The following is an 18,901-nucleotide window of genomic DNA, read 5'->3' as shown; positions in this document are numbered from 1 at the left end:
CCGGAAGGACCACCGATGTCGGGAATCGAAGGCAAAGTCGTGGCGATCACAGGTGCCGGCAGCGGCATCGGCGAGGCCACGGCCCTGCTGCTCGCGGAACGCGGCGCCAAGGTCGTCCTCGGCGCGCGACGCACCGAGCGCCTGGCGGATCTGGCGAGCCGCATCGAGAAGTCGGGCGGCCAAGTCGCCTGGATCCGCACGGATGTGACGCAGCGCCAGGACCTGGCCGCGCTCGTCGAGTTGGCGCGCAGCCGCTTCGGCCGCATCGACGCACTCGTCAGCAACGCCGGGATCGGACCGATCTCCCCGCTCGACGACCTGTGCGTCGAGGACTGGGAAAACATGGTCGACGTCAACTTCAAGGGCGTCCTGTACGGGATCGCCGCCGCGCTGCCCGTCTTCCGGGAGCAGGGCTCTGGCCACTTCGTCAACGTCGTGTCCACCGCGGGACTCCGCATCGTCCCGACACAGGCGGTGTACGCCGCCACCAAGAACGCGGTGCGCACCCTCTCCGAAGGCCTGCGCCAGGAGGCCGGCGACAGCCTGCGGGTGACGGTCGTCTCGCCAGGCATGACCCGCACGGAGTTCGCCGACCACATGGCGCCTGCGGTACGGGACCGACTCGCCTCGTCCATGGCCGACATCGCCATCCCGCCGGACGCCATCGCACGCGCCATCGCCTTCGCCGTCGAGCAGCCGGACAACGTCGACGTAGGTGACATCGTGGTCCGGCCCACGGCTCAGGGGTAGCCGGTCACAACACGTCACCCACACCAAAGGGTTGACCCCGGTCCGCTTCCTGCTTACGGTGCTCGCACCCCGAAGGTATATCGATATACCAACGCGACAGGAGGCCTCCCGCCTTGCGCTCCCCGATGAATCGACGCGGCTTCATGGCTCTGGGTGCGGGTCTTGCGGCGGTGCCTGCGCTCAGTGCGTGCGGTGCGCTCGACGCCTACGGCTCGGACCCCGACACCCTCGTGATCCACAGCCAGATGGGCGGCAACGCGCCCGGCTCCCCCACCTTCCGTGCGGTCGTGAACCAGTTCCGCAAGGAAAACCCGGACATCACCGTGAAGAACCTGATCAACGGCGATGACCTCGGGCAGGTCTACGAGACCTCGCGGCTCGCGCGCGCCGAGGCCGATGTCGTAATGGTCAACCTCTACGACAAGACGCTGTCGTGGACCGAGGTCGGCGCCACCGTTCCCGTCGGCGGGTATCTCGACGACTGGGGACTGCGCGAGCGGATCATCCCGAAGGCCGTCACCGAGTGGACCGACACCGAGGGCCGGCTGCGCGCCTTCCCCTACATCGGGACGAACTGGCCGATCGCCTTCAACCACGCACTCCTTGAGCGCGCCGGGGTCGACGCCCCGCCGACCACGTCCGACGAACTCGTCGCCGCCGCCAAGAAGTTGCGCGGCAAGGGCATCACCCCGTTCACGGTGGGCGGCAACGACTGGACGGGCCAGAAGCTGCTCGCCCAGATCATCCAGACGTTCCTCACCCCCGCCGAGGCCCGGCACCTGTACCGCACCGGTGACTTCAGCGGCTCGCGCGGCGCACAGGAGGGCATCGGCTACTTCGTGGATCTGCGCGACGCCGGGGTGTTCGCCGACAAGGCGCAGGGCCTCACGTCGGACGCGATGACGACGCAGTTCAACACCGGCCACGCGGCCATGCAGTCGGCGATGTCCTCCGCTCTCGCCAGCGTTCCCGACAACGTTGTCAAGACCACCTCGGTCGGCGGTTTCCCGCTCACCGACGGGGCCGCGCAGAAGAAGCCGACGATCCTGCGCACGTACACCGTCTCCGGTTTCTGGATCAGCCCGAACGGCGTGAAGAAAATCAAGACGGTGGAGCGGTTCGTCCGCTTCATGTACCGGCCGGAGGTCGTCGACCGGTTCGTCACCGAGGGCGGCCGCGACATGTCGGTGGTCACCGAGGCGCTCAGCACGAACTTCCCGCTGGTGGCGAAGGCGCAGCGACTCGGCGACTCCGTCGGCCAGGTGGTGCTTCCGGACCAGTACATCCCGTCGGTAGCCGCCCAGCCGCTGATCCAGGCGACGTCGACCGCGTTCACTCCCGGTACCTCCGCGCGTGCCATCCGCACGGCGCTGGAATCCGCGTACCGCTCCGCCTGAGCCCGCCCGTGGACAACACCGACAGCGCCGAGCACGTCGAGAACGGAAGTCGACCCCGATGACGATCACTTCGTCCCGGCCCAGCGTCACCGCGGACCGGGCCCCCACCCCCGAAAAGTCCGGCAGCAGCCGCAAGGGACGCCAGGGCAGCACCATCCTCGCGCTGCCCGCGCTCGTCTGGTACCTGCTGTTCATGGTCGGCCCGATGGTCGCGATCTTCGTGATCGCGGCCCTGCGTTGGCCGGGCATGCTCCAGACGGTGTCCTTCGCGGGCCTCGACAACTTCCGCACGGTCTTCGCCGATCCGGCCTTCTGGGCGGCCGTACGCAACACGGCGGTCCAGCTCGTGATCGCGCTGCCGGTGATGATCGTGTGCGCGTACATGATCGGCTACTACGTGGCGCAGAAGCCGCCGGGCCATCGAGTCATCCGGTATCTGCTGTTCGTGCCCGGCCTGATCTCGACACCGGCGAAGGCGATGGTCTTCTACGCCGCCCTCTCCCCCGACGGCCTGCTCAACGGCGCCCTGTCGGGAATCGGCCTCGACTCCCTCACCGACGCGTGGCTCGCCAGCCCCTCGACCGCCCTGTACTGCCTGATCGCACTGGACATCTGGGCGGGCATCGGCTTCACCGCCGTGCTGTTCGCGGCGCGCCTGTCCAGCGTCCCCGAGGACCTCGGCGAGGCCGCGCAGTTGGACGGCGCGGGGCACTGGCGGACGATGTGGCGCATCCACTTCCCGGTCGTGCGGGACTACGTGGGTGTGGTGACGATGCTGCAACTGCTGTGGACGCTGTTCGGCTCCGCGCAGAACGTGCTGCTGCTCACCCAGGGCGGTCCCGGCACCTCGTCGACGACGCTGTCCTTCCTCGTCTACCAGAAGGCGTTCATCGAGGCGGACCTCGGATACAGCCAGGCCGTGGGCGTGATCCTGTTCCTGGCCGGGCTCGTGGGCCTGCTGACCGTCCGCCGTGTCTTCCGCGCCAGCCACTGAGCCCTGAGCCGATCGGAGCCGTTCACCCATGAGTCTCCCCCTGAGCAAGCGTCGTACGAAGTTCGGCCGGTCGTGGTGGCCCGCGCACATCCTGGTGTGGGGGTACGCGGTGCTGCTCGCTGTGCCGCTGTACTACTTCGTCGCCTCCGCGTTCAAGTCCAACGACGCGATCTTCGGCAGCCCCCTCGCACCGCCCACCTCCTTCGGCCTCGACAACTTCACGACGGCGTTCCGGACCGCGGGCCTGGGCACTGCTGTGGTGAACTCGGCGCTGGTGACCGTGCTGGCCCTGGTGTTGACGCTCGGGCTCGCGGTCCCGGCGGCGTTCGCGCTCGCCCGTTCCGAGGGCCGGGCGGCGTCCGTGATCGAGAAGGTGTTCTCGCTCGGGTTCCTGATCCCGACGTTCGCCGCCCTGTTCCCGACGTTCCTGCTCGCGGCCGCCGCCGGCCTGTTCCACACCCGTACGTTCATGGTGCTGCTGCTCCCGGCGACCGCGCTGCCGCTGTCGGTGGTGATCCTGGTGCAGTTCATGCGGACCATCCCGAAGGAGATGGAGGAGGCGGCGCGGATGGACGGCGCCTCGACCTTCGCGGTACTGCGGCACATCTACACGCCGATGTGCATGCCCGGCATCGCCACGGTGCTCCTCCTCAACTTCCTGAGCTTCTGGAACGAGTACCTGTACTCCCTCGTCCTCATCGGCCCCGATCCGGACCTGCGCACGATCCAAGTCGCCCTGCCCACCCTGAAGTCGGTGACCGGCACGGACTACGGTGTACTGACGGCGGGCACCGTGCTCACCCTCGTCCCGGTGTGGATCGTGTACACGGTGCTTCAGAAGAGGATGCAGACGGCTCTGGTCAGTGGCGCGGTGAAGATGTGAGTGCGCGGACGACCTCGGGCAGGCGCCCGACCATCAAGGACGTGGCGGCCGAGGCCGGGGTGTCACCGGCCGCGGTGTCAAAGGTGTTCAACGGTACGGGCCGGATCTCCGAGCCGACCCGGCAGCGTGTGCAGGACGCCGCGGCGCGCCTCGGCTGGTCGCCGAACGCGGCGGCGAGCGCCCTGCGCCGCTCCCGCAGCCACACCGTCGCCCTCGTGGTGCGCCGCCCCAGCGATGTGCTGGGCACGGACCCGCACTTCAGCGAGCTGATCAACGGTCTGGAGAGCGAGCTGGCGCCGCGCGGCTACGGTTTGCTCCTCCACCTCGTCGCGGACGTCGACGAGGAGGGCCGACTGTACGAGCGCCTCGCCGCCGAGGGCCGGGTCGACGGGGCGGTGCTCACGGAGAGCCGGATCGACGACCCGCGCCCGGCTCAACTGCGGCGCCTGGGGCTGCCGTTCGTGCTCCTCGGCGGCCCGGACGGAGTGATGCTCAGCCACCAGGAGACCGGTGTCACGGAGGCCGTGGAGCATCTGCTCGCCCTCGGCCACCGGCGTATCGGCTACGTGTCCGGGCCGCCGGAGCTGGTCCACTCCGGGTTCCGGCAGGGCGTGCTCACCGAGGTGCTTGCCGGGGCCGGGCTCACCCCGGCCGCCGTGATCCCCACCGACTTCGGCGCCGAGGCCGCGATCGCCGCGACGGAGCGGCTGCTGGCCCTCTCCCCCCGGCCCACCGCGATCGTGTACGCCAACGACTCGATGGCGATGTGCGGGATCGGCGCCGCCCAGCGCGCGGGCCTCTCGGTCCCGGGCGATCTGTCCGTCATCGGCTACGACGACCTGCCGCTCGGCCGCTGGCTGCACCCACGGCTGACCACCGTCGACCAGCGGGTGACCGTGGTGGGGGCGGCGGCAGCGCGGGTACTCCTCGCGGAGGTCGGCGAGGAGCACGTGCCCGCGCCCGAGCTCACCGAAAGCCCTCGGCTCGTCGTACGGGAGTCGACCGGCCCCGCCTCGAAGACCCCCGTCTCGTAGAAGCGTGACACTTTTTCGTTATCCGTAACACTTTTCCCGCACCACCTCTTCTGGAGCACTCCCATGCGTCGCCACAGCGCCCAGCTGTCCCACCACCCCGCCGTCCTGCCCTGGCTCGGTGCCAACTACTGGTCCCGTACAGGTGGTCCGCTCATGTGGCGGAACTACGACCCCGCCGTCGTGCGCGAGGAGCTCCGGGCCCTGCACGACCACGGCCTCAACATGACACGCTCCTTCTTCTACTGGCCCGACTTCCACCCGGAGCCGCACCGTATCGACGAGGAACTCTGCGACCGCTTCCGGGACTTCCTCGACGCGCACGAGGAACTCGGCATGGGGTCCGTGCCCACCTTCATCGTCGGCCACATGTCCGGCGAGAACTGGGACCCGGCCTGGCGCGGCAACCGCGATCTGTACGAGGACGTGTGGATGGTCGGCCGCCAGGCGTGGTTCGCGAGTGAGATGACGCGCCGGTTCAAGGACCACCCGGCGGTGACCGGCTGGCTGATCACCAACGAGATGCCTGGGTACGGCCGCATCTACCAGGTCGACCCGCCGTCATCGGACGTGGTGACGGCGTGGGCGCAGTTCATGTGTCAGGCCGTGGTGGCGGCCGGGGCCACGCAGCCGGTGTCGCTCGGCGACGGCGCGTGGGGCATCGAGGTCACCGGCAAGGACAACGGCTTCTCCCTGCGCGACACCGACGCGTACGTGGACTTCGTCGGCCCGCACGTCTACCGCTCGGACACGGACCGGCCGCGCCAGCACTACCGGGCCGCGTTCGAGTGCGAGCTGGCGGCGGTCACCGGGAAGCCCGTGATCCTGGAGGAGTTCGGCGTGTCCACGGACACCGTCTCCGCGCGCAACGCGGGCGTCTACTACCGGCAGACACTGCACAACTCGCTGCTCGGCGGCGCGACCGGCTGGATGGCCTGGAACAACACGGACTACGACGACCTGTGGGAGCAGTCGCCGTACGACCACCATCCGTTCGAGATGCACTTCGGGATCACGGACAGCGCGGGCCGCCCGAAGGAGCCGCTGCGCGAACTCGCCGCGTTCGCCGACGTGTTGAAGACCGTGGACTTCCCTCGCTGTCGGCGCACGGACGCCGGCGCGGCGCTCGTGGTTCCGGCGTTCCTGGAGAAGGGCTACCCGTACAGCCGCCCCGCCGACCGGCCGCTGATCTTCAGCTCGCTGCACCAGGGGTACGTCGCCGCACGCGGCGCGGACCTCCCGGTGGGCTTCGTCCGCGAGGTGGACGGGCTGCCGGAGGACGGTGACGTAGAGCTGTATCTGCTGCCGGCCACGCGGCAGTTGACGACGCGGACGCGGCGCGGCCTGGAGGAGCGGGCGCGCGCGGGGGCGACGGTGTACATGTCGTTCTGCTCGGGCGAGCACCCCGGTACGCGCGGGCCGTGGTTCCACGATCTGGACGGCCTGTTCGGGGTCGAGATGCAGCTGTCGTACGGGGTGGCGGAGCCGATCCAGGACGACGAGCTGGCCATGACGTTCACCGAGGACTTCGGTGGCGTGCGGGCCGGTGAGACGCTGCGCTTCGCCGTCGCGGGCAACGAGGACAGCCGCGCGTGGCTGCCGGTCGTCCCGGACGGCGCGCGGGTCGTCGCGACGGACGCGCACGGCCGCCCGGCCCTGCTCGTCCACGAGATCGGCGCGGGCCGCACGGTCCTCGCCACGTACCCGCTGGAGCACATGGCCGCGCGGACGGCACAGGTGAACCCGGAGCAGACGCACCGGCTGTACGCGGCGCTCGCCGAGGTCGCGGGCGCGGCCCGGCCGGTGACCGTGGACACGCCGCTGGTCAGCGCGGACACCCTCGTCCACGAGGACGGGCGGCGGTTCCTGTGGCTGGTCAGCCAGGCGGACGAAGAGCTGACGGTGCGCCCGGCGGACCGTCTGGGCAAGCCGCTCGACGAGGTGACGCTCGCACCGTACGGGGTGCGGGTCATCGAACTGGACACGGAGGCCTGACCCATGGAGCTGTACCAGGACGCGGACGCGCCCATCGCCGACCGGGTGCGTGACCTGCTCGGCCGTATGACGCTCACCGAGAAGGTCGGCCAGGTCAACCAGCGGATGTACGGCTGGGACGCCTACGAGCGCACGGCGGAGGGGCACCGGCTCACGGACGCCTTCCGCGACGAGGTGTCGCGGTTCGACGGGATGGGCGCGCTGTACGGCCTGCAACGTGCCGACCCGTGGTCCGGTGTCACCTTCGCCGACGGCATCACGGCGGCGGACGGGGCGCGGGTCGCGGACGCGGTGCAGCGGCATGTCGTCGAGCACACACGGCTCGGCATCCCCGTCCTGATGGTGGAGGAGGTGCCGCACGGCCACCAGGCGCTCGACGGCACCGTGCTGCCGGTGAACCTGGCGGTCGGCGCCACCTGGGACCCGGACCTGTACCGGGAGACGGCGGCGGCCGCGGCGGCCGAACTGCGGGCCCGTGGCGGGCACATCGCGCTCGTGTCCGCGCTCGACCTGGCGCGCGATCCGCGCTGGGGACGCGCGGAGGAGTGCTTCGGCGAGGACCCGTACCTGGCGGCGCGGCTCACCGAGGCGCTGGTGGAGGGGATGCAGGGCGCCGGTGGGACTTTCGGCGCGGACCGGGCGGCCGTCGTGCTCAAGCACTTTGCGGGACAAGGGAGTTCGGTGGGCGGGCGGAACAGCGCCGCCACTGAGATCGGTGTCCGCGAGCTGCACGAGATCCACCTCCCGGCGGCCCTCGCGGGCGTGCGGGCCGGGGCGGCGGGTGTGATGGCCGCGTACAACGAGTTCGACGGCCTGCCATGTGCGGCCTCGCACGACCTCCTCACCGGCCTGCTGCGCGAACGCTGGGGCTTCGAGGGCCTGGTGATGGCGGACGGCTGTGCGCTCGACCGCCTGGTGCGACTGACCGGCGACCGGCCCTCGGCGGCGGCGCTCGCGCTGTCGGCGGGCACGGACCTGAGCCTGTGGGACGGTGTGTTCCCGGAACTGGGAACGGCTGTGGAGCGCGGCCTCGTCCCGGCCGCGACCCTCGACGCGGCGGTGGCCCGCGTCCTGACACTGAAGTTCCGCCTCGGGCTCTTCGAGCAGCCGTACGTCACCGATCGGCGCGAACAGGCCTCCTCTACAACGGAGTTGAGTGAGCGGATCGCTCGCGCCTCGATCACACTCCTGCACAACGACGGGGCGCTGCTCCCCCTCCGCCCCGATGCCCGGCGCATCGCCGTCATCGGCCCCAATGCCGACTCCATCCCGCAGCAGATCGGCGACTACACGTCGCCGCAGCGGCCGGGCAGTGGTGTCTCGGTGTTCGCCGGGCTGCGGGAGGCCGGGGCGGACGTGACGTACGCGCGCGGCTGCGACCTGGTGGGCGACGACCGTTCGGGGGTCGCGGAGGCCGTGGAGCTGGCCGCCGCGTCCGATGTCGCGGTGCTCGTGCTCGGCGGTTCCAGCGCACGCGAACACGACACCCTCTTCGACGACAACGGCGCCGCGGTCATCGCCACCGGCAACCCGACGGAGATGACCTGCGGCGAGGGCGTCGACCTCGCCGACATCCGGCTCGGCGCCGGGCAGCGGGCGCTCGCCGAGGCGGTGGCGGCGACCGGCACACCGTGCGTGGCGGTGCTGATCCAGGGCCGCCCGCACGCGGTGCCCGAACTCGCGGACAGCGCGGGGGCGTTGGTGAGTGCGTGGTACCCGGGCCCGTGGGGCGGCCGGGCCGTCGCGGACGTGTTGCTCGGCGCCTGCGAACCGAGCGGACGGCTGCCCGTGTCGGTGCCGCGCTCCTCCGGCCAGCTCCCCGTCTTCTACAACTCCAAGGACCACGGCTTCCGCGGCTACGTCGACGAACCGGGGACACCCCTCTACCCTTTCGGCCACGGACTGTCGTACACCACCACGGAGTTCGGCACGCCACGTGTTTCCGAGAGGGTGTGCGAGGTCGAGGTCACCAACACCGGGTCCCGGCCGGTCCGCGAGACGGTGCAGCTCTACGTGCGCCGGATAGGCGGCGCGACGTCCTGGCCGCGCGTCCGTGAGCTGCGCGGCTTCCGGCGCGTGGACCTTTCGCCGGGCGAGAAGGCCACGGTCACCTTCGCCCTCGACGACACGGTCCTCGCCTCGGTGACCCGGTCCCTGGACCTGGCCGTGGAACCGGGTACGTACGAGATCGAGACGGGCCCCTCATCGGACTCCACGCGGTCCGCGACGCTGGCCATCTGAACTCACCGTCACACCGGCCTCAGCCGCGGCGCACCGCTCCGAGCTGCGCCCGGTCGAGTCCCGGCGCCGCGAACCGCCGCGCCACCGTGCGCAGGACGCGCGCCATCGCCTGCGCGGGCGGCGTCGCGGGCCGGGACGTGGAGCGGGCGAGGAGGATGCGGCGGGTCGGCGCGGCGACGTCGGAGGCGAAGGGCAGCAGCCGCACGTCGCTGCGCCGGCTGGTGAGGGCGAGCCGGGGCGCGAGCGCGATGCCGAGCCCGGCCGCGACCATCGCCTGCGCCTCCTGGTAGTCGTGCGAGGCGTAGGCGATCCGCGGTTCGAAGCCGGCCTGGCGGCAGCTGCGGCGCAGCACGTCGGCGACGGGATGGTTGTCCGCGCGGATGATCCACTCCTGGTCCGCGAGACCGCCCAGATGTACGGGTGAGTGGGCGCGCAGCGGGGAGTCGGCGGGGACGACCAGCACGGTGGGGTCGTCCAGGAGGTGGGTGAGCGCGAGGGCCGGGTCGTCGATCCGGTTCCACTCGTAGTCCCACAGCAGCGCCTGCTCCACCTCGCCCGTGTGCAGCATCTCGCGTAGTTCGGCGAGCACGCCCGCCCGCACCTCGATGCGGATTCCGGTGTGGCTGCGGCGGAACTTGGTGAGCGCCAGCGGCAGCAGCGACGCGCTCGCCGTGGGGAACGAGCCGAGTTGCAGCGTGCCCTGGTCGAGGGCGGCGAAGGAGTGCAGGTCGGCCTCGGCGGCGCGCAGTTCACGGCGTACCGCGCGGCCCCGCTCGGCCAGCGCGGCGCCCGCGGGGGTAGGCCGGATGCCGCGGGGCAGCCGCTCCACGAGCGGCTGCCCCGCCTCCTGCTCCAGGAGGGACATCTGCTGGGAGGCCGCGGAGGTGGTCATGCCCAGTTCCTCCGCGGCCGCGGTGAGCGAGCCGCGCTCGGCGGCCTCGGTGAGGAGCAGCAGGCGGCGCACGTTCAGCATGGGTCCGACCTTAGCCGACTTTAGCGCAGCTAAACCCGAGTGAAGTGAACTGCCATTGTCCCCAAGTCTCGGTTCTGCGATGGTCTTGGCAATCGCCGGAGCGGCCCGTTCCGCCGGCGTTCCCCACTGATCAAGGAAGAGCCTCAGACGTGCACACCCCTGCGACGCTCGTGCGTGGCGGCACCAGCAAGTGCTGGTTGTTCCACCAGGTCCATGTCCCCGCGGACCGCGGGGAGTTGGCGCGGATGCTGGTCGCCGCGTACGGCGCGGCGGACCCCGTGGAACTGGACGGGGTCGGCGGCGCCACCCCCACCACCTCCAAGGCGGCGGTCGTCAGTGTCTCGCCCGAGCCGGGCGTCGACATCGACTACCTCTTCGCGCAGGTGGGCATCGGCGACTCCACCGTGGAGTGGACGAGCAACTGCGGCAACTGCGCCACGGGCGTCGCCCTGTACGCGGTGGCGAAGGGAATGGTGCCGATCGCGGGCGACCGGACCCGCGTCGTCATGCGCAACAGCAACACCGGCGCGGTCCTGGAGGGTGTCGTGGACACCACGGGAGGCGTGGTGCAGCACTTCGGGAGGCAGACCGTTCCGGGCACGCGGGCCGGCGGTGTCGCCGTCGGCCTCACCTTCCTCGACCCGGCGGGCGGCACCACAGGCGCCCTGCTGCCGACCGGGCAGGTCACGCAGAAGCTGCCGGTCCACGGCGCCGAGCCGGTCCTCGTGAGCATGGTCGACGCCGGAGCCCCGGTCGTCCTCGTCGACGCCGACGGGGCGGGACGGAGCGGCACCGAGTCCCTGGACCAGGTGCGGGCCGATGTGCCGTGGCTGCGCGCCGTGCGGCATGCCGCCGCGCCGTTGATGGGTCTGGTCGAGCCGGGACGGACGCCCGGTGACGCGGTGCCGAAGGTGGGCCTCGTCGGGTCCCCGGGGGCGTACACCACGACGCTCGGCGAGCACGTCGCCGCCGAGGACTACGACGTCTCGGTACGCATGCTCAGCATGAACGCGCCGCACCCTGCGATCGGCCTCACCTCGGCCGTCGCCCTCGCCGCCGCGGGACTCCTCAAGGACTCCGTGGTCCACGGTGTCGCGGCCGCCCGCGACGACGGCTGGCTGCGCCTCGGCACCCCGGCGGGCGTGGTGGCGGTCCGCTGCTCCGACGTACGGGACGGCCTGCCGGGCCGGGTCACCGTACGGCGGGCCGCACGGCTGCTCGCCGACGCGCGCATCTACGTACCCGGTACAGGCGAACCGCGCGCCGCCTGACCGGGACGCACGAACGCACCCACCCCCCGCACTGCCCTGTCCCCACCGCACCAAGGACAATGATGTCTGCTCTAGTGATATCCATAGGCGCCCTGTTGGTGATGTTCGTGGTCGGCACCGTGCTGCCGATCAACCTGGGCATCCTCGCCTTCGTCGCGACCTTCGTGGTCGGCACCGCCTCCCTCGGGCTCACGCAGGAGGAGATCTTCGAAGGGTTCCCGGTGGATCTCTTCGTGACGATCGTCGGGGTCACCTATCTGTTCTCCGTGGCCCGCCGCAACGGCACCATCGACTGGCTCGTCACGGCGGGCGTCCGCATGGTGCGCGGGAAGGTGGCGCTCATTCCGTGGGTGCTGTTCCTGGTAGCGGCGCTGCTTACGGCCTTTGGCACGTTCACCCCGGCCGCGGTCGCGCTGCTCGTCCCGATCGGCATGAACTTCGCCCACCGCTACAAGCTGAACCCGCTGGTCGTCGGCATGATGGTGATCAGCGGCGGACACGCGGGGGCGTTCTCGCCGCTTGCCGTCTCCGGGGCGCTGGTGCTGGGGGTCGTCGACAAGACCACGCTTCAGGTCTCCCCCGTGACCCTGTTCACGGCCAGCTTCGTGATCAACCTGGTGCTGTCGGCGGTGACTTACGCGGTCCTCTCGAAGCGCCCCGCACCGCTGGCCGAGGACGCGGAAGAGGCCTTTGAGGACGAGGACGTGGCCGTCACCGCCATGCCGGACTGGCGCCAGTGGCTGACCCTCGGCGCCCTGGTCGTCCTCGTGGTCGGCGCGCTCGGCTTCCATCTGGAGATCGGGCTGCTGGCGCTCGCGGCGGGCGCGCTGCTCGCGCTGGTGGACATGAAGCGGCAGGAGAAGGCCGTGGACGGGATCAGCTGGTCGACGCTGCTGCTGGTCGCGGGCATGATGACGTACATCGCCATGCTGGAGAAGGCCGGCATCATCGAGAAGATCTCCGAGCACGCGGCGGGCCTGGGCGCCCCGCTCTTCGTCGCCCTGCTGCTGTGCTTCACCGTGGCCATCACCTCGGCCTTCGCGTCCTCCACGGCGATCATTACCGCGATCATCCCCGTCGCCGTACCGCTGCTGCTGTCCAGCCATCTCAACGCCGCGGGCCTGATCGCCGCGCTCGCCGTCTCGACGACGATCGTGGACACCTCCCCCTTCTCCACGAACGGCGCGCTGGTCCTGAGCAACGCCCGCGGAGTCGACTCCCGCCGCTTCTACCGCCAGGTCATCAGCTACACCGGCGGCATCGTGGCCCTCGGCCCCGTCGTCGCCTGGGGCGCGCTGGTGCTGCCCTGGTCATAAGTCCTACGCCGACCACTCCGGGCGGCACGGTCTGCCCACCGGGTGAACCCTTTCCGGGGCTGCCGCGTCACAGGGGCAGAGCAACCGGCCGTGGGCCCGGGTGTCGTCCAGGAGGTCACATGCGCATCGGGGCAGTTCGCTCCGGCAGGGAGTCGGCAGGTGTCGCCCTGTCCGTCATCGGGCTTGTCGCCGCGGCGGGTTGCGGCAGCGAGAAGGTGGCGGGGGACGACGGCGACGCGCTCGCCGAGCGGGCCCGGCAGGTGGCCGACGCCTGGGACGGTTCGTCGGCGGCCGCCGCGTGGCGGGCCGGATACCACCCCACCGGGGAGGCGATCCAGCTCCCGCGCGACGGCCTTCGCGACGGCGCCGACCAACAGGCGTACGAGCACCGGAACTTCAGGATGCGAGGCACGCTGCCCGGCGCCGCGCCGAAGGACGGCAAGGTGACCTGGGCGGCTGGCGGGTCACTCACCCGTCCGCTGGCGGAGGCGAAAGAGGCGTACGTGAGCCTGGCGGGCCCGCACGCCGACGGGGTGCCACAACTCGGCTTCCCGCTCGACCGTCTGCTCCGGGTCTCCGCCGACGGGCGCGCGGTGACCGTCGTCGCCATGCACGGTGTCTGCGACGACGGCCCGGCGGTGGAGGCGCTGGAGACCCGCGGCAGCGTCGTGTTGTCCGCCACGGTCACCGGCCAGGACGACGACCGTGTCTGCACGAAGCAGGGGAAGCTGAAGCCGGTCGAGGTGAGACTGAGCAAGCCCCTGGGCGACCGAGTCCTGCTCGACGCACACTCCGGGAGGCCGATCCCCTACCGGGGCACGAACGGGCTCTCCCCTTGATCAACGCTTGCCGTCCTGCGCCGCGACCTCACGGACGGCCTCGGCGATGGCCAGGTGGTCCTTCTTCAGGATCGCCCCGTGGTTGCTGGCGACCTTGGCGTGGATCTCGATGTGGGCGTTGCGAGCGGTCACCTCGGCGAGACCGGCACGGATGCGCTCCTGCTCGTCGCCGCGACTGCCGAAGGACGAGCCGGAAGCCACCACGTAACGCGTCGGGACGGTGATGGCGTCGAGCACGGCGCCCAGTTCGCTCTTGCCGCCGATCCTGCCGAGTTCGATGTTGCTCTCGGCCATCTGCGCGGCGGACATTCGCGGGATGAGGCCCGTCGGACGGACCAGTGGCGAGAACCAACCGACGCGTCGGAACAGCTTCCGGACTCGCGCCTCCATCGCCTCGTCCATCCAGTCGTAGGGCTGCGCGCCGTCGACCAGGACCGTCCCGATCGCACGCCCCGGGTTCCGGCTGGTCCAGTGCGCGCCGACGTACGCGCCGTAGGACCAGCCCACGATGAGCGCCCGGTCGACGCCTCTGGCGGCGAGGACCGCGTCGACGTCACGGACGGCGGCCTCGAAGGAGTAGTCCGCCGAGCGCCCGGACTTCCGGCCGCGGGCCCGCTCGTCGTAGGTGATGTGCCGCCACCGCGGGCCGAGGTCGGCGAGGACCCGGCGCCAGTAACCCTGCGTCGCGAACTGGCCGTTGAGGTAGAGGACCGGGATGCCGGGGCCGCCGGAGTCGGTGACGGCGAGAGCGGTGTCGTCGACCGGGACCATGCCGGTCCACGGAGCGGCGGCCGAGGGTACGGTGCGGTTCGTCATGGCTTCTCCTGGTTCGACGGTCGGTGGGTCGGTGGGGCGGGCAGCGTCACAGGCTGCGGGCGGTGATGTCCCCGTGGCCGGTCGTCGCGTGGATGGTGAGCCCGGCCTTCGCGCCCTCGGAGTTCATCAGCGAGTTGTGGATCCGGCCGTAACCGGTGCCCGCGTCGAGGGTGGCGGAGACACCAGGGGCCGCGTCGACCGTCACGTCGCCCATCTGGGTGTTCAGTTCGAGCGCGCCCGACGCGGCCTCGGCGATCCGGATGTCGCCCTTCTGCACCTTGATGTCGGCGGGGCCGGTCAGCCGGCCGACCGTGACATCGCCGGCGTAGGAGGACAGCCGCACGCTCGCGGCCTCGTCGATCTTCACGGTGCCGTGCGCGCCCTCGCAGGCGAGCTCGCCGAGCCGTCCGACGCCGCGGAACTCGACGGCGGCCGCGATGGTCTCGACGCCGGAACCGGCGGGCAGTTGGACCGTCACCTCGATGGCGCCAGACGCGCCGAGGAGCTGGTTCTTGGCGGCCGGGGCGGCGACCCGCAGGACACCGTCGGCGAACTCGACGGTGGTCTGCTCGGCGGCCTGCACATCGCGGCTCTTCGACGAGTCGGCGGGGCGGACCTCGACGGTGGTGTCATCGCGGTCGGCGGCGATGACCTGGACGCGCCCGGCCGGGAGGCGCAGGACGGCGGAGATGGCGGCGGGGGTGTCGAACTTCTGCATCGTGCTCTCCTTGAGCTGTCGTTGTTCCGTGTTGTTTCCGATGGGTGAAAAGCTACGTTGCGTTTCAGGATCAATCAACGTTCTTGTTGCACTGCAAGCGCTACTACGCAGGTCAATGACCTTATTTCGTTGCAACTGGTGGCGATCTAATGCAACAGAACGCATGATTCCGTTGCATTGGGATGGTGGTGAACGCTACGCTGACGCCGGTCAGGTCCACCCAGAAGACGGAGAGGTGCTCGCGATGCCGGGAGGCCGACTCACCCAGCAGGAACGGCAGCAGATCTCGCTCGGGCTCGCCGACGGGCTCGCCTACGCCGAGATCGCCCGCCGCCTGGAGCGCCCCACCTCGACCATCACCCGCGAGGTGATGCGCAACGGCGGGCCCACCTCCTACCGTGCCGACCTCGCACACCGCGCCACCGAACACCGCGCCCACCGCCGCAAGCAGGCCGCCCCGCGCGAGCCCGCCGGGGCTTCGGGGCGGGACGACGAGGCGGTACGCGCGTACGAGGAGACGTTCACGACCCTCCTCATGCGGCAGGGCCTGCCCAAGATGACGGCGCGCGTCCTGACATGCCTGTTCACCAGCGAGGCGGGCAGCGTCACCGCGTCCGAGCTGGTGCGGCGCCTGGACGTCAGCCCGGCCTCCGTCTCCAAGTCGGTGGCGTTCCTCGAGGAACAGGGCCTGATCAGGCGCGAGCGCGACACCGGGCGCCGCGAGCGCTATCTCGTCGACGACGACGTCTGGTACCAGTCGTCGGTCGCGAGCGCCCGCGGCACCGCGCAGATCGCCGAGGTCGCGCGGCAGGGAATCGGGGTCCTCGGCCGCGACTCCGCTGCCGCCGCACGGCTCGAGAACATCGCCCGCTTCAGCGAGTTCATGAGCGAGAGCATCCTCCGCGCCGCCGACCAGGTGCGCGAGATCCTGCACACGAAGCCGGAGCCGGGCGAGGACGCGGACACCGAGGGGCCGGCCGGCTAACCGCGCGTCCGTCCGTCCGGGGATACGGTGATCAACCGTCCTCGCCCACGCGAAGAGGAGCACAGGTGCAGAAGGCCGACAAGACGCAGAGCGACCAGCCGTCGAGGATCGAGTACATCGGCGCCGCCGAGCTGACGAAACTGCTGCCGCCCCGTCAGGCGGTCGCGGCGATCCGTGAGGCACTCGTCGGCGGCCTCGACCCGACGGCCGCGGGACCGCCCCGCTCGATCCTCGAACTCCCGGACAGCCAGGGCCAGTTGCTCGCCATGCCGGCCGCGTCCGAGTTCGGTGTCGGGGTGAAGGCGATCTCGGCCGTCCCCGCCAACGCCGATCGCGGCCTGCCCCGCATCCAGGGCGTCCACCTCGTCTTCCGCCCGCCGTCGTACGCACCCGCCGCGGTCGTCGACGGAGCGGCGCTGACCACACTGCGTACGCCTGCCGTGTCGGTGGCGGCGGTACTGCCGCTGCTGACCCGGCCGGGGCGTCGGTGGCGGGTGGTGGTGTTCGGTGCGGGCCCTCAAGGGGCCAGTCACGTGCGGACGTTGCGGGATGTCGGCGCCGAACCCGCCGAGGTGACCTATGTCGTTCGGGACCCGTCGCGGGTGGATCCGGCGCTGGTCGGGGACGACCGGGTGGTGGCGACGGCGGATGCCCCGGCGTGGGTGCGGCGCGCCGACCTCGTGGTGTGCGCGACGCCCTCCCCCACCCCGCTCTTCGACTCGGCCCTCCTCGGCGACGACGCGGTCGTCCTGGCCGTCGGTTCGCACGACGCCGACGCCCGCGAGGTGGACTCGGCCCTGCCGGCCCGTGCCCAGGTGATCGTGGAGGACGTGGACACGGCGCTGCGGGAGTGCGGTGACATCGTGATCCCCGTGGCGGAGGGCGTGCTGCCGGCCGCGCGGCTGCTCCCCATGGCACAGGTCGTCCGCGACGAGTCGCTGTACGCCACGGACCGGCCCGTGCTGTTCAAGGGCTCGGGAATGGCCTGGCAGGACGCGGTGGTGGCGGACGCGGCGGCGCGCGCACTCAACTCGCCCTGATCCGCGCTGCCGTGGGGCGCGCGCGTGCCCTGCCGAATAATGGACAGGACAACGACTCCGGCCGCGCCTACCGTCGTCCCCATGGCTGACGCATGCTTCGGACACCCGCGGCTCGCCGCGATCTACGACCTCGTCGACCCCGACCGTGGCGACCTCGACGCCTACCTCCGGATCGCGGAGGAGTTCGAGGTGCGCCGGGTGCTCGACATCGGGTGCGGCACCGGGGTCTTCGCTCTGCTCCTGGCCGACCGCGGGATCGAGGTCGGCGGGGTCGACCCCGCCGCGGCCTCCCTCGACGTGGCCCGTGGCAAGCCCGGCAGCGAGCGGGTGCGGTGGATCGACGGCGACGCCACGACCCTCCCGCCGCTCCGGGTCGACCTCGCCACCATGACGGCCAACGTCGCCCAGGCGATCGTCGACCCACGGGCGTGGCAGGACACATTGCGCGGCGCCTACGATGCCCTGCGCCCCGGCGGACACCTCGTCTTCGAGACCCGTGATCCGGCCCGCCGCGCCTGGGAGGAGTGGACCCGCGAGCACACCCACCAGGTGACGGACATCCCCGGCGTCGGGCCGGTCGAGAAGTGGATCCAACTGACGGAGGTGGACGGCCCGTTGGTGTCCTTCCGGCAGACCTTCGCGTTCGCCGCGGACGGCGGCCGGACCCTGACCTCGGACTCGACGCTGCGCTTCCGCGAGCGGGATGAGGTCGAGCGCGATCTGCTCGCGCACGGCTACGAGGTGACGGACGTCCGTGGGGCGCCCGACCGTCCAGGGCGGGAGTTCGTCTTCGTGGCGCGACGCCCGCTCCAGTAGCTCCTCCCGGATCAGCTCGGTGGTGTGTACCGGCCGTCGATCGCCGTCCAGCCGCCGTCCACGAAAAGCTGGCTGCCCGTCACGAAGGACGACGCGTCGGAGGCCAAGTAGACGACCGCGCCCGCCAGTTCGTCGGGGCGGGACCAGCGGCCCAGGGCGCTCTTGTCGGCGTACGCGGCGGACCACTCCGGGACCGCGCGGATCTGTGCGGTCAGTGGAGTCGACACGACGCCCGGCGCGATGGTGTTCACGCGCACGCCGGACGGCCCCAGTTCGGCCGCCGCCGTCCGCGCGAGCTGGACGAGGCCCGCCTTGGTCGCCGCGTACACGCCCTGACCGGGCTCCACCGTCACGGCGCGGATCGAGCTGAAGCCGACGATGCTGCCCCGGCCGCGCTCCGCCATGCCGCGGCCGAACGCCCGCACCAGGTCGAAGGAGGCGCGCAGGTTGAGGGAGACGACCCGGTCGAACTCCTCCGAGGTGTAGTCGAGGAGGCGTTTACGGACGTTCGTCGCGGCGGTGAAGACGAGGATGTCGACGGGGCCGAGCTCGTCGGCCGCGCGCGTCACCGCGTCGGTGTCCAGGACGTCCAGCGCGTACGCCGACATGCCGGGGGCCAGCGACGCCGACTCCTCGGCCGCCTTCAGGTCGCGGTCGGCGCACACCACCTGCGCGCCGTGCGCGGCCAGCGCCAGCGCGCTCTCGCGGCCGATGCCGCCGCCTCCGCCCACCACGACCGCCCTGCGCCCGTCGAGACGGAACAGGCCCGTGTAGTCGATGGGTTGCGTCCGTTCCGTGGGCTGTGCGGGCTGCGGGGAGTCCTGGGGCGTCACCGT

At 71.3% G+C, this 18,901-nt stretch carries 17 protein-coding genes; 13 read left to right on the top strand and 4 right to left on the bottom strand.

Translation table 11 applies throughout. The features are described from left to right. Positions 1 to 15: 15 nt before the first annotated feature. The 7 genes from ACIRHA_RS02685 (at position 16) to ACIRHA_RS02655 (ending at position 9,291) form a co-directional block, all read left to right on the top strand. The gene (locus tag ACIRHA_RS02685) at positions 16 to 750 is read left to right on the top strand and encodes an SDR family oxidoreductase (protein ID WP_403839075.1); all 735 of its coding nucleotides are present in this window, start codon (positions 16 to 18) and stop codon (positions 748 to 750) included. A 113-nt stretch (positions 751 to 863) separates the two neighbouring features. Next, complete coding sequence (locus tag ACIRHA_RS02680; RefSeq protein ID WP_403839073.1) at positions 864 to 2,147, top strand: ABC transporter substrate-binding protein; 1,284 nt, start codon at positions 864 to 866, stop codon at positions 2,145 to 2,147. A 58-nt stretch (positions 2,148 to 2,205) separates the two neighbouring features. Next, positions 2,206 to 3,141: a carbohydrate ABC transporter permease gene (locus tag ACIRHA_RS02675; RefSeq protein ID WP_403839071.1), complete on the top strand. Its 936-nt coding sequence runs from the start codon at positions 2,206 to 2,208 to the stop codon at positions 3,139 to 3,141. Positions 3,142 to 3,169: 28 nt separating this feature from the next. Then, positions 3,170 to 4,024 (top strand): carbohydrate ABC transporter permease, encoded by an 855-nt coding sequence (locus tag ACIRHA_RS02670; protein WP_403839069.1) that lies wholly within the window; start codon positions 3,170 to 3,172, stop codon positions 4,022 to 4,024. Then, positions 4,021 to 5,058: a LacI family DNA-binding transcriptional regulator gene (locus ACIRHA_RS02665; RefSeq protein ID WP_403839067.1), complete on the top strand. Its 1,038-nt coding sequence runs from the start codon at positions 4,021 to 4,023 to the stop codon at positions 5,056 to 5,058. Before ACIRHA_RS02670 ends, ACIRHA_RS02665 begins: the two co-directional genes overlap by 4 nt. Before the next feature lie 63 nt (positions 5,059 to 5,121). Further along, the gene (locus ACIRHA_RS02660; RefSeq protein WP_403839065.1) at positions 5,122 to 7,050 is read left to right on the top strand and encodes a cellulase family glycosylhydrolase; all 1,929 of its coding nucleotides are present in this window, start codon (positions 5,122 to 5,124) and stop codon (positions 7,048 to 7,050) included. 3 nt (positions 7,051 to 7,053) lie between these two features. Further along, positions 7,054 to 9,291 (top strand): glycoside hydrolase family 3 N-terminal domain-containing protein, encoded by a 2,238-nt coding sequence (locus ACIRHA_RS02655; RefSeq protein ID WP_403839063.1) that lies wholly within the window; start codon positions 7,054 to 7,056, stop codon positions 9,289 to 9,291. A gap of 19 nt (positions 9,292 to 9,310) precedes the next feature. Here the strand turns inward: ACIRHA_RS02655 and ACIRHA_RS02650 are convergent, their stop codons facing one another. Then, complete coding sequence (locus ACIRHA_RS02650) at positions 9,311 to 10,264, bottom strand: LysR family transcriptional regulator (RefSeq protein ID WP_403839061.1); 954 nt, start codon at positions 10,262 to 10,264, stop codon at positions 9,311 to 9,313. A gap of 149 nt (positions 10,265 to 10,413) precedes the next feature. Here ACIRHA_RS02650 and ACIRHA_RS02645 point away from each other — a divergent pair, with 149 nt between their 5' ends. From ACIRHA_RS02645 to ACIRHA_RS02635, 3 genes are all read left to right on the top strand, one after another. Then, a complete protein-coding gene (locus ACIRHA_RS02645) occupies positions 10,414 to 11,535 on the top strand; it encodes a PrpF domain-containing protein (protein ID WP_403839059.1) in 1,122 nt (373 codons plus the stop codon). A 62-nt stretch (positions 11,536 to 11,597) separates the two neighbouring features. Next, positions 11,598 to 12,851 carry an SLC13 family permease gene (locus ACIRHA_RS02640; protein WP_403839057.1) on the top strand — a complete coding sequence of 418 codons (1,254 nt, stop codon included), beginning with the start codon at positions 11,598 to 11,600 and terminating at the stop codon, positions 12,849 to 12,851. Positions 12,852 to 12,970: 119 nt separating this feature from the next. Next, complete coding sequence (locus tag ACIRHA_RS02635) at positions 12,971 to 13,690, top strand: hypothetical protein (protein WP_403839055.1); 720 nt, start codon at positions 12,971 to 12,973, stop codon at positions 13,688 to 13,690. Here the strand turns inward: ACIRHA_RS02635 and ACIRHA_RS02630 are convergent, their stop codons facing one another. After that, on the bottom strand, positions 13,691 to 14,506 hold the full coding sequence (locus ACIRHA_RS02630) for an alpha/beta fold hydrolase (protein ID WP_403839053.1): 816 nt from the start codon (positions 14,504 to 14,506) through the stop codon (positions 13,691 to 13,693). 46 nt (positions 14,507 to 14,552) lie between these two features. Further along, positions 14,553 to 15,224, bottom strand: coding sequence for a DUF4097 family beta strand repeat-containing protein (locus ACIRHA_RS02625; protein ID WP_403839051.1), 672 nt, complete (start codon positions 15,222 to 15,224; stop codon positions 14,553 to 14,555). A 244-nt stretch (positions 15,225 to 15,468) separates the two neighbouring features. Between ACIRHA_RS02625 and ACIRHA_RS02620 the strand changes: the two genes are divergently transcribed. From ACIRHA_RS02620 to ACIRHA_RS02610, 3 genes are all read left to right on the top strand, one after another. Continuing rightward, positions 15,469 to 16,209: a helix-turn-helix domain-containing protein gene (locus tag ACIRHA_RS02620; RefSeq protein ID WP_403839049.1), complete on the top strand. Its 741-nt coding sequence runs from the start codon at positions 15,469 to 15,471 to the stop codon at positions 16,207 to 16,209. A gap of 65 nt (positions 16,210 to 16,274) precedes the next feature. After that, positions 16,275 to 17,249, top strand: a complete 975-nt coding sequence (locus tag ACIRHA_RS02615; protein WP_403839047.1) for an ornithine cyclodeaminase family protein — start codon at positions 16,275 to 16,277, stop codon at positions 17,247 to 17,249. Between the two features lie 81 nt (positions 17,250 to 17,330). Next, a complete protein-coding gene (locus tag ACIRHA_RS02610) occupies positions 17,331 to 18,065 on the top strand; it encodes a class I SAM-dependent methyltransferase (protein WP_403839045.1) in 735 nt (244 codons plus the stop codon). Between the two features lie 11 nt (positions 18,066 to 18,076). Here ACIRHA_RS02610 and ACIRHA_RS02605 read toward each other — a convergent pair whose 3' ends face one another. Next, positions 18,077 to 18,898 carry an SDR family NAD(P)-dependent oxidoreductase gene (locus ACIRHA_RS02605; RefSeq protein WP_403839043.1) on the bottom strand — a complete coding sequence of 274 codons (822 nt, stop codon included), beginning with the start codon at positions 18,896 to 18,898 and terminating at the stop codon, positions 18,077 to 18,079. Between the last annotated feature and the right edge of the window lie 3 nt (positions 18,899 to 18,901).

Source organism: Streptomyces sp. NPDC102360 (genome assembly GCF_044766085.1).
GTDB lineage: Bacteria > Actinomycetota > Actinomycetes > Streptomycetales > Streptomycetaceae > Streptomyces.
Note: the sequence above shows the minus strand (reverse complement) of the source record. Positions and strands in the feature narration are given on the sequence as shown.